At 74.4% G+C, this 14,701-nt stretch carries 11 protein-coding genes; all 11 read left to right on the top strand.

Annotated features, from left to right (window positions below):
* The first annotated feature begins 85 nt into the window (after positions 1–85).
* The 11 genes from CYQ11_RS12315 to CYQ11_RS12265 all read left to right on the top strand — a co-directional run bounded on the left by CYQ11_RS12315 (position 86) and on the right by CYQ11_RS12265 (position 14,611).
* Positions 86–529, top strand: coding sequence for a DUF6299 family protein (locus CYQ11_RS12315; protein ID WP_099199584.1), 444 nt, complete (start codon positions 86–88; stop codon positions 527–529).
* Between the two features lie 29 nt (positions 530–558).
* Positions 559–1,419, top strand: a complete 861-nt coding sequence (gene rsmI, locus CYQ11_RS12310; RefSeq protein WP_099199585.1) for a 16S rRNA (cytidine(1402)-2'-O)-methyltransferase — start codon at positions 559–561, stop codon at positions 1,417–1,419.
* Between the two features lie 180 nt (positions 1,420–1,599).
* Positions 1,600–2,043, top strand: a complete 444-nt coding sequence (locus CYQ11_RS12305; RefSeq protein ID WP_181143647.1) for a hypothetical protein — start codon at positions 1,600–1,602, stop codon at positions 2,041–2,043.
* 33 nt (positions 2,044–2,076) lie between these two features.
* On the top strand, positions 2,077–3,000 hold the full coding sequence (locus CYQ11_RS12300) for a TatD family hydrolase (RefSeq protein WP_099199586.1): 924 nt from the start codon (positions 2,077–2,079) through the stop codon (positions 2,998–3,000).
* Between the two features lie 93 nt (positions 3,001–3,093).
* The gene (locus tag CYQ11_RS12295; protein WP_099199587.1) at positions 3,094–4,581 is read left to right on the top strand and encodes a resuscitation-promoting factor; all 1,488 of its coding nucleotides are present in this window, start codon (positions 3,094–3,096) and stop codon (positions 4,579–4,581) included.
* Positions 4,578–5,456 carry a 16S rRNA (adenine(1518)-N(6)/adenine(1519)-N(6))-dimethyltransferase RsmA gene (gene rsmA, locus CYQ11_RS12290; protein ID WP_099199588.1) on the top strand — a complete coding sequence of 293 codons (879 nt, stop codon included), beginning with the start codon at positions 4,578–4,580 and terminating at the stop codon, positions 5,454–5,456. The genes CYQ11_RS12295 and rsmA overlap by 4 nt, the downstream gene beginning before the upstream one ends.
* Positions 5,453–6,361 (top strand): 4-(cytidine 5'-diphospho)-2-C-methyl-D-erythritol kinase, encoded by a 909-nt coding sequence (locus CYQ11_RS12285; protein ID WP_099199589.1) that lies wholly within the window; start codon positions 5,453–5,455, stop codon positions 6,359–6,361. Before rsmA ends, CYQ11_RS12285 begins: the two co-directional genes overlap by 4 nt.
* An 80-nt stretch (positions 6,362–6,441) precedes the next feature.
* Positions 6,442–7,785 carry an acyltransferase family protein gene (locus CYQ11_RS12280; protein WP_099199590.1) on the top strand — a complete coding sequence of 448 codons (1,344 nt, stop codon included), beginning with the start codon at positions 6,442–6,444 and terminating at the stop codon, positions 7,783–7,785.
* Positions 7,786–7,940: 155 nt separating this feature from the next.
* Entirely contained in the window at positions 7,941–10,481 is a 2,541-nt protein-coding gene (locus tag CYQ11_RS30630) for an FtsX-like permease family protein (protein WP_099199591.1), read from the top strand.
* Between the two features lie 251 nt (positions 10,482–10,732).
* A complete protein-coding gene (locus tag CYQ11_RS12270; RefSeq protein WP_099199592.1) occupies positions 10,733–12,538 on the top strand; it encodes an ABC-F family ATP-binding cassette domain-containing protein in 1,806 nt (601 codons plus the stop codon).
* A 204-nt stretch (positions 12,539–12,742) separates the two neighbouring features.
* A complete protein-coding gene (locus tag CYQ11_RS12265) occupies positions 12,743–14,611 on the top strand; it encodes an outer membrane protein assembly factor BamB family protein (RefSeq protein ID WP_099199593.1) in 1,869 nt (622 codons plus the stop codon).
* Positions 14,612–14,701 lie beyond the last annotated feature (90 nt).

Raw genomic sequence — 14,701 nt, 5'->3', positions numbered from 1 at the left:
GGGTGACGGTCGGACGAACGGGCCCCGGCTTCGGGTATCCGGTATCCCTCGCGATCCACCCGTCATGAGAAGGAGCCCCCCACCCATGCGCATCAAGGACGCCCTCGGCGCCGCCGCCACGGCCGCCGCCCTGACCGCCGCCACCGTCGCCCTGGCGCCGGGCGCCGCCGGAGTGCCGGGCAACGCCCTCACCCTCGACCAGACCGGCGCCATCGACCACGACGGCACCATCACCCTCACCGGCACCTACCGCTGTGCCGTTCCCCGGGGAAGCGGCACCGTCTTCATCGGCAGCAACGTCGTGGCGAACGGCCGCTCCGACGGCATCGGCGGCTCCACGGCCACCTGTGACGGCCGCACGCACCGGTGGCGCAACACGGCGCGCCCCCACGAGGTGACCTACCGGCCCGGGCCCGTGCGCGCGGACGCCGTGCTGATGCAGATCAGGCGGGACCGGGGCGGAATCCCGCTGCCGCGCTTCCTCTCCGTCGCCGGCGTGCGCACCATCACGCTCGTCGCCCGGCCGTAGGAGGGCCCGGGCCCTGCGAGGATGGAGGCGTGACTGGAACGCTCGTACTCGCAGGAACCCCCATCGGCGACGTCGCCGACGCGCCACCCCGGCTGGCCGCCGAGCTCGCCGCCGCCGAGGTGATCGCCGCCGAGGACACCCGGCGGCTGCGCCGGCTGACCCAGGCGCTGGGGGTGCACACCACCGGCCGCGTGGTCTCGTACTTCGAGGGCAACGAGTCGGCCCGTACGCCCGAGCTGGTCGAGGCCCTGGCCGGCGGGGCGCGGGTGCTGCTGGTCACGGACGCGGGGATGCCGTCGGTGTCCGACCCCGGGTACCGGCTGGTCGCGGCGGCCGTCGAGCGGGACATCAAGGTCACCGCGGTGCCGGGCCCGTCGGCGGTGCTGACGGCTCTGGCCGTCTCGGGGCTGCCGGTGGACCGGTTCTGTTTCGAGGGCTTCCTGCCGCGCAAGGCGGGCGAGCGGCTCGGCAGGCTCCGGGAGGTGGCCGGCGAGCGGCGCACCCTCGTCTACTTCGAGGCCCCGCACCGGCTGGACGACACGCTCGCCGCCATGGCCGAGGTCCTGGGCGCCGACCGCAGGGCGGCGGTGTGCCGGGAGCTCACCAAGACGTACGAGGAGGTCAAGCGCGGCCCCCTGGAGGAGCTGGCCGCGTGGGCGGCCGAGGGCGTGCGCGGCGAGATCACGATCGTGGTCGAGGGCGCCCCCGAGCGCGGCCCCGAGGAGCTGACCCCCGCCGAGCTGGTCCGCCGGGTCAGGGTCCGGGAGGAGGCGGGCGAGCGCCGCAAGGAGGCCATCGCAGCCGTGGCGGCCGAAACCGGCCTTCCCAAGAGGGACGTGTTCGATGCCGTCGTGGCGGCAAAAAATGCCACACAACCCACCTCGTCGTAAGGTAAAGGGCTGATCCTCAAAGCAAAGCTTGGGCCTGGCAGCCGCTGCCTTCGGGCATGAAGTCGCCAAGTTTGCCCCAATTCGCGGGTTTGGCTGCTGCGCCATCGCCGGGATGGGCGTTCCCTGGATGTGGGACGTCCGATCCCGGAGAGACTTGTCCAGCGGACAAGAGGAGCTGCCATGAGCGAGACCGCGGGAATCGCGAGCGGTGTCCAGCCCGCAAGGCCGGTGCACACCGCCACCGCACAGAGCCCCAAGCCGTTCGAGACGGTGTACGAGTCCTACGCCTTCGCCTGCATGCGGTGTGCGCACGCGTGGGAACAGTCCTACGAGATACGGCACCACGTCGACGCGGAGGGCCAGCCCTTCGTGACCTACTACGCGGACGACAAGCGCGTGCCGTCCCCGCTGACCCGCCCGACGTGCGAGAACTGCGGCGAGCACGTGGTGCGCATCATGCGCCCCGGCCAGGTCTCCGTGGTCGCCGACGCCCTGCACCTGCCCAAGCCCTCGGTCTTCCCCCAGGCGACCACCGGCCCCCTGCAGAACGGCGGCTCGCACGAACCGCATCCCCGCCACCACTGGCACCTGTCGGATCTGCTCAAGCCCTTCCACCGCAAGTGAGCCGCGCTCCGCGCGATCTCTAGAATCGCGTCCATGGCGGCAACAGCATCGAAGCACACCCCGGCCGGCGGCGAGCGGAAGAAGAACGACGACAAGGGCGCCCCTCCGCCGCTCCCGGCCCCGCTGAGCGTGCCCGTGGCCGACTCGCACACCCACCTGGACATGCAGCAGGCCTCCTCCGTCGAGGACGCCCTGGCCAAGGCAGCGTCCGTCGGGGTCACCACCGTGATCCAGGTGGGGTGCGACCTGGCGGGATCCCGCTGGGCCGCCGAGACCGCCGAGCGCCACGCATCCGTCTGGGCGACCGTCGCCCTGCACCCCAACGAGGCCCCCCGCATCGTCCTCGGCGACCCCGACGGCTGGTCACGGCAGGGGACCCGGGAGCCCGGCGGCGACGCCGCCCTGGACGCCGCCCTCGAGGAGATCGACCGCCTCGCCGCCCTGCCCCAGGTGCGCGGCGTCGGCGAGACCGGCCTCGACCGCTTCCGCACCGGCCCCGAGGGCATGGCAGCCCAGGAACGTTCCTTCCGGCGCCACATCGACATCGCCAAGCGGCACGGCAAGGCCCTGGTCATCCACGACCGGGAGGCCCACGACGACGTGCTGCGCGTGCTCGCCGAGGAGGGCGCGCCCGAGACGGTCGTCTTCCACTGCTACTCCGGCGACGCCGCCATGGCCAAGGTCTGCGCGGACGCCGGCTACTACATGTCCTTCGCCGGCAACATCACGTTCAAGAACGCCCAGCCGCTGCGCGACGCCCTCGCCGTCGCCCCCCTCGACCGGATCCTCGTCGAGACCGACGCCCCCTTCCTGACCCCGGCGCCGTATCGCGGACGGCCCAACGCGCCCTACCTCATTCCGGTCACTTTGCGGGCCATGGCCGCCGTCAGGGGAGTGAGCGAGGACGCCCTGGCCACGGCGGTAGCCGCGAATACCGCCCGGGCGTTCGCGTACTGACACCCGGATACGCGACACCGTGTGACCATACGACTTTGGAGGGTGAGCGCCGCTCCGCTACAGTCCCGGACCTAGCCGGACCAGTGGAGTGTCGTGAGTCATGCACCGGGCAGCCCCCGCGCCGCGACGGGCACGCCGTCGTTCGACCCGTACGCGCCGCACGACCCGTACGGCGCCCTTCCCGACCCGTACGCGCCGTACGACGGTGGCGCACCGTACGGGACGGCCTGCGAGAACCCCTACGCCGACGCCTACGGGCCACCGCCCCACGACCCCTTCGGCCAGCCGCACCTGCCCCGGCAGACGGCCGGCCCCGGGACGCCCGCGCGCGACGACGCGGCCGGCCACCACGGGCCGCCGGAGGGCACCGGCGGCGCCCCCGGGACGGAGGGCCGGGCGGTGACCGAGGAGGCCGTGCCCACGGGCCGCGGCGCCGCGCGACGGGCCGCGGCGGCCGACCGGCGCAAGCGCCCCACGCCCCGCGAGCGGCCCGAGGCGCTGCGCCGGCTGCTGCCGCAGGCCCTCGTCGTCGCCTTCCTCGCGGGCGGCACCTCCGCCTTCGTCGCCAGCGACAAGTCCGTCCAGCTCAGCGTCGACGGCAAGCCCCGCACCCTGCACACCTTCGCCGACGACGTGGACGAACTGCTGGACGACGAGGGCATGCGGGTGGGCGAGCACGACATCGTCGCCCCCGGCCCCCAGCACGACCTGGCCTCCGGCGACCGGGTCATCGTCCGCTACGGGCGTCCCGTCACCCTCACCCTCGACGGCGAGCGCCGCCAGGTGTGGACCACCGCCCGCACCGTGGACGGCGCCCTGCGCCAGCTCGGCGTGCGCGCCGAGGGCGCCTACCTGTCCGCCTCGCGCTCCGCGCCCATCGGCCGCACGGGCCTCGACCTGGACGTCCGCACCGAGCGCACCATCACCTTCATGGCCGACGGGAGCGAGCGCACCCTGCGCACCAACGCGGCCACCGTCCGCGAGGCCATCGACCAGGCCGGCATCAGCCTGCACGGCCAGGACACCACCTCCGTGGACCCCGAGAGCTTCCCCCGCGACGGCCAGACGATCTCCGTCATGCGGATCACCGCCGACGACGAGGTCCGGGAGGAACCCATCCCCTACGCCACCGAGCGGCGCGAGGACCCCACGCTCTACAAGGGCACCGAGGTCGTCGCCCAGCAGGGCGAGAAGGGCGTCGAGCGGGTCACCTACGCGCTGCGCACCGTCAACGGCGTCCAGCAGAAGCCCAAGAAGATCTCCTCGGTCGTCGTCAGACCGCCCCGTACCGAGATCATCAGGGTCGGCACCAAACCCCGCCCCACCTCCGTGCGCGGCACCGAGGGCCTCAACTGGGAGAGCCTCGCCCAGTGCGAGGCGGGCGGCCGGCCGGGCGCCGTCGATCCCTCGGGCACCTACGGCGGCCTGTACCAGTTCGACACCCGCACCTGGCACTCGCTCGGCGGCACCGGCCGCCCGCAGGACGCCTCGGCCGCCGAGCAGACCTTCCGGGCCAAGAAGCTGTACGTCAGCCGGGGGGCGAGCCCGTGGCCCGTGTGCGGCCGTAAACTTCACGGGTGAGCTCCCCCAGCACAGACGAGTCCGGCGCCCTCCTCGGCCCGGCCGACATCCGCGAACTGGCCGCCGCCCTCGGGGTCCGCCCCACCAAGCAGCGCGGCCAGAACTTCGTGATCGACGCCAACACGGTCCGGCGCATCGTCCGCACCGCCGAGGTGCGGCCCGACGACGTCGTCGTCGAGGTCGGTCCCGGCCTCGGGTCGCTGACCCTCGCCCTGCTGGAGGCCGCCGACCGCGTCACCGCGGTCGAGATCGACGACGTGCTGGCCGCGGCGCTGCCGTCGACCATCGCCGCGCGCATGCCCGGCCGCGCCGACCGCTTCGCGCTCGTGCACAGCGACGCCATGCACGTGGCCGAGCTGCCCGGCCCGCCTCCCACCGCCCTGGTCGCCAACCTGCCCTACAACGTGGCCGTGCCCGTCCTGCTGCACATGCTGGACCGGTTCCCCACCATCGAGCGGACGCTCGTGATGGTGCAGGCCGAGGTCGCCGACCGGCTCGCCGCCGCGCCCGGCAACAAGGTCTACGGCGTGCCCTCGGTCAAGGCCAACTGGTACGCCGAGGTCAAGCGGGCCGGCGCCATCGGCCGCAACGTCTTCTGGCCGGCCCCCAACGTCGACTCCGGGCTCGTCTCGCTGGTGCGCCGCACCGAGCCGATCGCGACGACGGCCACCAAGGAGGAGGTCTTCGCCGTGGTGGACGCCGCCTTCGCCCAGCGCCGCAAGACCCTGCGGGCCGCACTGGCGGGCTGGGCGGGATCCGCCGCCGCCGCGGAGGCCGCCCTGGTCGCCGCCGGCATCTCGCCGCAGGCCCGCGGCGAGGCGCTGACCGTCAACGAGTTCGCCGCCATCGCCGAGCACAAGGGAGCCGCCCGGTGACCGCCTCCGTCACGGTCAGCGTCCCGGCCAAGGTCAACGTCCAGCTGGCGGTGGGCCCCCTGCGGCCCGACGGCTTCCACGACCTGGCCAACGTCTTCCTGGCCGTCGGGCTCCACGACCGGGTCACCGTCCGCCCCGCCGACGAGCTGCGCGTGACGTGCACGGGCCCGGACGCCTCCCAGGTGCCGCTCGACGCCACCAACCTGGCCGCCCGCGCGGCCCTCGCCCTCGCCGCCCGGTACGGGCGCGAGGCGAACGTCCACCTCCACATCGACAAGGACATCCCCGTCGCCGGCGGCATGGCCGGCGGCAGCGCCGACGGCGCGGGCGCGCTGCTCGCCTGCGACGCGCTGTGGGGCACCGGCGCCTCCCGCGAGGAACTGCTGGAGATCTGCGCGGAACTGGGCAGCGACGTGCCGTTCAGCCTCGTCGGCGGAGCCGCGCTGGGCCGCGGCCGGGGCGAGCTGCTGACGCCGCTCGACGTCCGTGGCGCCTTCCACTGGGTCTTCGCCGTGGCGGACGGCGGCCTGTCCACACCCGCGGTCTACGCCGAGTGCGACCGGCTGCGGGAGGGGACCGAGGTGCCCGCCCCCGAGCCGTCGGAAGCCCTGCTCCAGGCCCTGCGCGACGGTGACGCGGGCGCGCTGGCGGCCGCGGTGGGCAACGACCTCCAGAGCGCCGCCGTGTCGCTGCGGCCGTCGCTCGCGGCCACCCTGGCGGCGGGCACGCAGGCCGGCGCGCTGGCGGCGATGGTGTCGGGTTCCGGCCCGACGACGGCCTTCCTCGTCTCCGGCGAGGCGGAGGCCGAGAAGGTCGCGGACGCCCTGCGGACCTCCGGCACCTGCCGCGCCGTGCGGGTGGCGTCCGGACCGGTGCCGGGCGCGACGGTCCTCGCCCGCCGTTAGGCCGGGGCGGGGGACGTACTCAGCCGCACCTGAGTACCCCCGCCCATGTGCGCGGCGCGCCGGCGCGCGAGAGTGCGCCCATGCCTTCGAAGACCCGGGCGCACGACCTCGCCGCGGCGACGCCCTCCACCCGTGACCGCTACGTCGACCTCCTGCGCGTCGCCTCCCTCGCCACCGTCGTGCTCGGACACTGGCTGATGTCCGCCGTCACCACCGACGCGCACGGCCGGACGAAGGTCGGCAACCTCCTCGCCGTCGAACCGTCGCTCCAGGCCGTCACCTGGGTCCTCCAGGTCATGCCCGTCTTCTTCTTCGTCGGCGGCTTCTCCCACGCCCTCTCCTACCGCTCCCTCACCCGCCGCTCCCAAGGCCCCGCCTACGCCGCCTTCCTGCGCGCCCGGCTGCAACGGCTGCTGCGGCCCACCATGGTGTTCATCGCCGTCTGGGGCACCGGCGCGCTCGCCGCGCAACTCCTCGGCGGCGGGGGCGCCCTGGCGGACACCGCCGCCCGGCTCGTCGCCCAGCCCCTGTGGTTCATCGGCATCTACCTGGCGATGGTCGCCTTCACCCCGCCGCTGCTGCGCCTGCACGAGCGGTACGGCTGGGGCGCCTTCGCCGCCCTCGTCGCGGCGGCGGTCGCCGTGGACGTCCTGCGGTTCGCGGCCGACGTGCCCTTCGTCGCGTTCCTCAACTTCGCCTTCGTCTGGCTGGCCGTCCACCAGCTGGGCTTCCTGCGGGCCGACGGGCGGCTGCGCCTGCCGGCCCTGCTCGCCCTCGGCGGGCTCGCGGCGGCCGTCGCGCTCGTGGCCCTCGGCCCGTACCCCCTGTCGATGGTCGGCATGCCCGGCGAGAAGATCAGCAACATGTCGCCGCCCACGGCCGCCCTGCTCTGCCACGGCATGTGGCTGGTCGGTGCCGTCGAGACGCTGCGCGGCCCGGGAGCCCGGCTCGTGGCGCGGCAGCGCGTGTGGCGCGCGGTGATCGTCGCGAACGGCGTCGCGATGACCGCGTTCCTGTGGCACCTCACCGCGATGCTCGGCGTCTACGGGGTCCTGCTCGCCCTCGACGTGCCGCCGCCCGCGCCGGCGGGCGCCGCCTGGTGGGCCCAGGCACCCCTGCGGATCGCGGCCGCCGCCGCGGTCACGGCGGTGCTGGTGGCGGTCTTCCGCCGGGTGGAGCGGCCCTCCGCCGCGGTGGCCGCCGCCACGGCCCGCCGCGCCTCCGGCCCGCTGGCCGCCCTCGGCGTCACCCTCGCCCTCTTCGGCGTGCTGGGCCTGTCCACGGTCGGCTTCGGCGGCCTCCTCCAGGGCCACACGGCGGTCCTCGTCGCGGTGCGCGTCACCGCCCCCGCCGCCGTCCTGACGGCCGCCGCCGGCTGGCTCCTCGTGGAGGCGGCGGCGCCCCGCCGCGGCCGCGCGGGGTAGGGCTTTCCCCACCCCGAGACACCCGCCCGTCCCATGGGCCGCACCCACCTCCCCTCCCTAGCGTGGAGCCCGGCGACAAAGCCGTGGGGGAGGACCGACAAGGGGTGGGGCGTGAACCGCAGGACGACCGGCGACACACGGGCCGGAGCCGGGCGATGACGGGCAGGCTCGCGCTGCGCTCGCTGCGCCACCGCATGGGCGGATTCCTCGCCACCTTCGTCGCGCTCTTCATCGGCGCCACCGTCGTCATGGCCTGCGGCGGCCTCATGGAGACCGGCATCCGCAACAACGTGCCGCCCCAGCGGCTGGCCGGCGCCCAACTGATCGTCACCGGCGACCGGACCTTCGTGCGCCCCGGCGACAAGCACAAGGAGGTCGTGCTCCCCGAGCGCGTCGAGCTCCCCGCCGCCCTGACCGACAAGGTCCGCGCCGTGCCCGGCGTGCGGACGGCCGTCGGCGAACGGTCCTTCGACGCGGCCCTCACCGACCGGGGAGGCAAGGCCGTCGGCCACGCCTGGGACTCCGCGGCGCTCACCCCGTACGCCCTCGACACCGGCGGAGGCGCCCCCGCGGGGGCCGGCGAGGTCGTCCTCGACGCGCAGCTCGCCCGCCGCGCCGGCGCGGGCGTCGGCGACACGGTGCGGATCGCCGCCCACGGCGGCTCGGCCGCCTACCGCGTCAGCGGCGTCGCCCGGCCCACCGCGGGACGCGACGTGCCGCAGCCGGCCCTGTTCTTCTCCGCGGCCGAGGCCCGGCGGCTGTCCGCCCGCGAGGACACCGTCGCCGACATCGCCGTCGTCCTCGCGCCCGGCGCCGACCGCGGCGCCGTCCGCGAGGGCGTCGCCGCGGCCCTCGCGGGGCACCGCGTGTCCCTCCTGACCGGCGACGACCGTGGCACCGTCGAGCACCCCGAGACCCTCGCCGGCGGCGAGGACCTGGTGGCGCTCTCCGGGGTCTTCGGCGGCCTGGCCGTCAGCATCGCGATCTTCGTGGTCGCCGGCACCGTCGGGCTCTGCGCCCAGCAGCGCCGGCGCGAACTGGCCCTGCTGCGCGCCATCGGCGCCAGCGCGGGCCAGCTGCGCCGGATGCTGCTCGGCGAGACGCTGATCGTCGCCGTCCTCGCCGGCGCGGCCGCCTGGCCCGCCGGGCCGGTGCTCGGCCGCTGGCTGTTCGGACGGCTCACCGGCTCCGGCCTGACCGCCGACACCGTCGAGTTCAGCCAGGGCTGGATCCCGGCCATGCCGGCGTACGGCTCGATGCTGCTGACCGCCGTGCTCGGCGGCCTCCTCGGCACCTCCGCGGCCGTACGGGCCAGACCGGTCGAGGCGCTCTGCGAGGCGGCCGTCCCCCGGCGCGGCCTCCACCCCGTCCGTATCGTCCTCGGCCTGCTCTTCCTCGCCGGCGCCACCGCCCTCGCCCTGGTCAGCCTGCTGGTCCTGCGCGGCCCCGTCGCGGCGAGCACGGCCGGTCCGACCGTGATGTGCTGCGCCACCGGCTTCGCGCTGCTGGGCCCCTGGTTCGCCACGCCCGTGACCGCGCTGCTGCACTGGCCCGTACGCCTGCTGACCGGCCCCGCCGGCCGGCTCGCCGCCCTCAACTGCCGTGCCACCGCCGCCAGGACGGCCGCCGTCGCCACCCCCGTGATGCTCGCGACCGCCGTCACCACCGGCATGCTCTACCTCCAGACCAGCGTGGCCGCCGCCACCGAGCGCGCGTTCACCGAGGACCTGCGCGCCGACGCCGTGCTCACCTCGGTCACCGGCGGAGTGAGCCCCTCACTGGCGGACGCCGTGCGCCGGCTGCCCGGCGTCGCCGGCGCGAGCGCCTCCGTCACCGGCAGCGCCTACACCGAGCGGCCGCACGACGGCGACGAGGCCAAGCGCGGCCTGCCCCTGACGGGCGTCGACGCGGACGGCGCCCGGCAGACCCTCGCCACCCGGGTGACCGCCGGCAGCCTCACCGCCCTCCAGGGCGACACCCTCGCCCTGCCCGAGCACGTCGCGCACCGGATGCACCGGGGCGTCGGCGACACCGTCCGCCTGCGCCTGGGCGACGGCACCGCCGTGGACGTCCGCGTCGTGGCCCTGACCACCGGGCGCGAAGGCTTCGAATCGGCGCTGACCAGCGTCGGCATGCTCGCCCCGCACACCACCGCGGGCCTGCCCGACCGGATCCTGGTCCGCGCCGCGGCCGGCACCGGCCGGGACCGGCTGCTGCGGGAACTCGCCGCCTTCGTCGAGCGGCACCCCGGAGTGAAGGTCACCGACCGCGACGCCCTGACCGCGCAGCACGCCCGGAACACCCGCACCCAGGCCTGGGCGAACTACCTCATCGTCGGCGTGCTCGTCGCCTACACCGCGCTGTCCGTCGTCAACTCCACGGCCGTCTCGGTCGGCAACCGCCGCCGGGACTTCGCCCTCCAGCGGCTCACCGGCGCCACCCGCGCCCAGGTGCTGCGCATGATGACCGTGGAGGGCACGCTGGTCGCCCTCGTCGGCCTGGTCCTCGGCACGGCCGCGGCGGCCACCACGCTCGTGCCGTTCAACCTGGCCGTGGCGGACACCCCGCTGCCCAGCGGGCCGCCGTCGATCTACGCGGCCGTGGCCGGCGGCGCCTGGGCGCTGACCCTCGCCGCCACCCTGGTCCCCACCTGGGCGGTCCTGCGGACCCGCCCTGTGGAGGCGGCCCGGGCCTAGGGGGTGTCCGATGGGTCGGTGCGGGCCCTGCGGTGTCCGCTGGGGGCACCTCCCAGCGGTAGCCGGGGGAGGATCGCAAGGCGGAGCATCTGCCTCGGACCGGGCGTCCTCGGCTGATGCGACAACGCAGCGAGGTGCCGTGCCGGGCTCCGCAGGGCCCGTGTCGACTCATCGGACATCCCCTGGCCTCGCGTCCGGGCCCGGCGCCGGGCGTGGGATCCTGGAGGCAGTCCCAAGGAACAAGGAGCGGAATGGCTGCCAACCTGGTCAACCTGGAGGCCGTCGAGAAGGTGTACGGCACCCGTGCACTGCTCGACGGCATCTCCCTCGGCGTGAACGAGGGCGACCGGATCGGCGTCGTCGGCCGCAACGGTGACGGCAAGACCACGCTCATCCGCATCCTCGCCAAGCTGGAGGACGCCGACAAGGGCCGCGTCACCCACGCCGGCCACGTGCGGCTCGGCGTCCTCACCCAACACGACTCCCTCGACCCGGCCGCCACCGTGCGGCACGAGGTCATCGGCGACATGGCCGACCACGAGTGGGCCGGCGACGCCAAGGTCCGCGACGTGCTGACGGGCCTGTTCGGCGGCCTCGACCTGCCGGCCTTCCCGCAGGGCCTGGACACCGTCATCGGCCCGCTCTCCGGCGGTGAGCGCCGTCGCATCGCGCTCGCCAAGCTGCTGATCGCCGAGCAGGACCTGATCGTCCTCGACGAGCCCACCAACCACCTCGACGTGGAGGGCATCTCCTGGCTGGCCGGCCACCTGCGGGCACGCCGCTCGGCGCTGGTGTGCGTCACCCACGACCGGTGGTTCCTCGACCAGGTCTGCACCCGCATGTGGGACGTCCAGCGCGGCGCGGTGCACGAGTACGAGGGCGGCTACAGCGACTACGTCTTCGCGCGGGCCGAGCGGGAACGCATCGCCGCCTCCGAGGAGACCAAGCGGCAGAACCTGATGCGCAAGGAGCTGGCCTGGCTGCGCCGCGGCGCCCCCGCCCGCACCAGCAAGCCGCGCTTCCGCATCGAGGCCGCCAACGAGCTGATCGCGGACGTGCCGCCGCCGCGCGACAGCGCCGAGCTGATGAAGTTCGCGAGCTCCCGGCTCGGCAGGACCGTCTTCGACCTGGAGAACGTGACCGTCCAGGCCGGCCCCAAGGTGCTGATCGAGCACCTGACCTGGCAGCTGGGCCCCGGCGACCGCGTCGGCCTCGTCGGCGTCAACGGCGCGGGCAAGACCTCGCTGCTGCGCACGCTCGCCGAGGCGGCCCGCACGGCGGGGGAGAAGCAGCCCGCCTCCGGGAAGGTCGTGGTCGGCAAGACCGTCAAGCTGGCCTACCTCTCGCAGGAGGTCGCCGAACTCGATCCGGCCAAGCGCGTCCTGGAGGCCGTCCAGCAGGTGCGCGACCGCGTGGACCTCGGCAAGGGCCGGGAGATGACGGCGGGGCAGCTGTGCGAGAAGTTCGGCTTCACCAAGGAGAAGCAGTGGACGCCCGTCGGCGACCTCTCCGGCGGTGAGCGGCGCCGGCTGCAGATCCTGCGGCTGCTGATGGACGAGCCGAACGTCCTGTTCCTGGACGAGCCGACGAACGACCTCGACATCGAGACGCTCACGCAGCTGGAGGACCTCCTCGACGGCTGGCCCGGCTCGATGGTCGTCATCAGCCACGACCGCTACTTCGTCGAGCGCACCACGGACCGGGTGTTCGCGCTGCTCGGCGACCGCTTCCTGCGGATGCTGCCGCGCGGCCTGGACGAGTACCTGGAGCGCCGGCAGAAGGTGATGGAGGCCGAGGCCGCCGCCGCACCCGTCGCCCCCGCCGCCGCCGCGAAGACGAAGACGGCGGCGGACGCCCGCGCCGCGAAGAAGGAGTTGCAGAAGATCGAGCGCCGGCTCGACCGCATCAGCGAGCAGGAGGCGAAGCTCCACGAGCGCATCGCCGGGCAGGCCACCGACTTCGAGGCCGTGGCCAAGCTGGACGCCGAGCTGCGCGAACTGGCCGGCGAGCGCGACGAGCTGGAGCTGCGCTGGCTCGAACTGGCCGAGGACGACTGACCCCACGCGCCGCGCGCCGGGGGCGCGCGGGGCCGGCCCGTGGCGCAACAGTCTCGTCACGGGCCGGTCTCAGGTGGTGGATACGTCTGAGATCGATCCGTGGGCCGTCCGCGCCGGGTGGTACAAAGAACACCCGCTCGCCTGCCGCACAATGGCGGGAATCATGCGGTGCATGTCCTGGTCCGCGCGTAAAAAGGAAAGCTGATGTCGCAGCCGCCCAAGCCACCCCAGCCACCGCAGGGACCCCCGGTCCCGCCGGGCGGAGGCTTCGGCGCGCCACAGGACCCGCCCCCCGGATTCGGCGCGCCGCCGCCCGCCGCGCCCCCGCAGGCGCCGACGCCGACCCAGGTGAGCCCCGCGGTCCAGCCCGGCTACGGCTACCCGCAGACCCCGCCCCCGCCGGGCGCCGCGCCCCAGACCCCGCCCCCGCCGGCGGGGCCCCCGCAGACCCCGCCGCCCCCGCCGGGCGCCCCCGCGGCCCCGGCCGGCTACGGCTACCCCGCGCAGCCCCCGGCCCCCGACATGGCCACCCAGGCCTTCGGCGCCGCGACCCCGCCGCCCGCCCCCGGTCCGTACGGCGCCTACCCGCCGCCGCAGTACCCCGGCGGTCCGTACCCCGGCGCGCCGACGCCGGGCGGGCCCGGTGGCGGCGCCGCCAAGAAGCGCATGGCGGTCATCGTCAGCGCCGCGGTCGCGCTGGTGCTGGTCGTGGGCGGCGGCGTCTGGTTCGCCACCAAGGGCGGCGACGACAAGAAGTCCGAGGCCAAGAACAGCTCCGGCACCGGCGCCAAGGGCGGTGCCCAGGGGGGTGGCGGCGAGGTGAAGGCCCCCCAGACCATCGACGCCAAGCTGCTGTTCAGCGTCGACCAGCCCAAGGTCGACGACCTCATCACCGTCAAGGGCCAGTGGGCCACCGACCAGGTCTACGCCAAGGCCGACGTCTACAAGGTCGTCGGGTACGGCCTGTCCGGCGGCCAGAAGTGGGAGATCCCGCTCGACGGCGAGATCTGCTGGTCGTCCAAGCAGACCACCTCCGACGGCAAGACGGCCGTGCTCGTCAAGGCGGGCAAGCCCGACGCCGAGCACAAGTACGGCGGCCCCTGCAGCCAGGTCGTGGCCCTCGACCTGAACAGCGGCAAGAAGCTCTGGCAGAAGACCGCCAAGGCCGGCGACCAGGACATCCGCTTCGACGAGGTCACCGTCGGCGGCGGCACCGTCGCCGCGGGCGGCACCAGCGGCGGCGCCGCGTGGTCGCTGGCCGACGGCAAGGAGCTGTGGAAGCCCAAGCCCGGCGACGACTGCCGCGACGACGGCTACGGCGGTGGCGGCAAGCTCGTCGCCGTGCGCCGCTGCGGCGACTACTCCCGCCCGCAGATGCAGGTGCAGACGGTCAACCCCGCGACGGGCGCGATCCAGTCGGCCTACAAGGTCCCGCCCGGCCTCAACTACGTCCACGTCGCCTCCACCGACCCGCTGGTCATCGCGGTCGACGCGGGCGACTCCACCGGCAGCGCCGCCTCCGACTTCCTGGTGATCGACGACAGCGCCAAGGAGGGCAAGCTGCGCAGCAAGATCTCCACGGAGAACGGCAAGTTCACGCCGAAGTGCCCCTCCACCGAGGTCGAGGGCTGCTTCAAGCTGGCCATCAGCAAGGACACCCTCTACCTGCCCTCCGAGGAGCACCAGAGCGGCAACGCCCAGCAGGTCGGCCGGGTCAACGAGATCGTCGGCTTCGACCTGGCCACCGGCCAGTCCAAGGGCAAGGCCGACGGGATGGCCGGCTCCGAGCTCGTGCCGCTGGGCCTGGACAAGGACGGCTACCCGATCGGCTACCAGGAGCCCACCTACAAGGCGGGCGGCCAGGTGGTCCGGGTCGACCCCAAGACGTTCAAGACCGACGTGCTGATGCGGAATCCGGCCGCCACGGCCGAGAGCGAGCGCAGGATCAGCCCGACCATCCACCAGGGCCTGTGGGCCCAGAACCGGCTCTTCCTGAGCGCCAACTACGCCAACAAGCCCAGCTCGTTCAGCCTGGGCAAGGAGTACCTGGCGATGGCCTTCGGCGGTAGCTGATCATCCGGAGCAGCCGATACTGATCATTTGAGGAGCTCTCCCCGCCGTATCCCTGTCCGTCGCGCGTACATGCCTGAACGATCCGTTTCA

This window comes from Streptomyces cinnamoneus (genome assembly GCF_002939475.1).
In the GTDB taxonomy this organism is placed as follows: domain Bacteria; phylum Actinomycetota; class Actinomycetes; order Streptomycetales; family Streptomycetaceae; genus Streptomyces; species Streptomyces cinnamoneus_A.
Note: the sequence above shows the minus strand (reverse complement) of the source record. Positions and strands in the feature narration are given on the sequence as shown.

Coding starts and splice junctions, on each gene's coding strand:
- CYQ11_RS12315 (WP_099199584.1), top strand. CDS start 86: ATGCGCATCAAGGACGCCCTCGGCGCCGCCGCCACGGCCGCCGCCCTG.
- CYQ11_RS12305 (WP_181143647.1), top strand. CDS start 1,600: ATGAGCGAGACCGCGGGAATCGCGAGCGGTGTCCAGCCCGCAAGGCCG.
- CYQ11_RS12300 (WP_099199586.1), top strand. CDS start 2,077: ATGGCGGCAACAGCATCGAAGCACACCCCGGCCGGCGGCGAGCGGAAG.
- CYQ11_RS12280 (WP_099199590.1), top strand. CDS start 6,442: ATGCCTTCGAAGACCCGGGCGCACGACCTCGCCGCGGCGACGCCCTCC.
- CYQ11_RS30630 (WP_099199591.1), top strand. CDS start 7,941: ATGACGGGCAGGCTCGCGCTGCGCTCGCTGCGCCACCGCATGGGCGGA.
- CYQ11_RS12270 (WP_099199592.1), top strand. CDS start 10,733: ATGGCTGCCAACCTGGTCAACCTGGAGGCCGTCGAGAAGGTGTACGGC.
- CYQ11_RS12265 (WP_099199593.1), top strand. CDS start 12,743: ATGTCGCAGCCGCCCAAGCCACCCCAGCCACCGCAGGGACCCCCGGTC.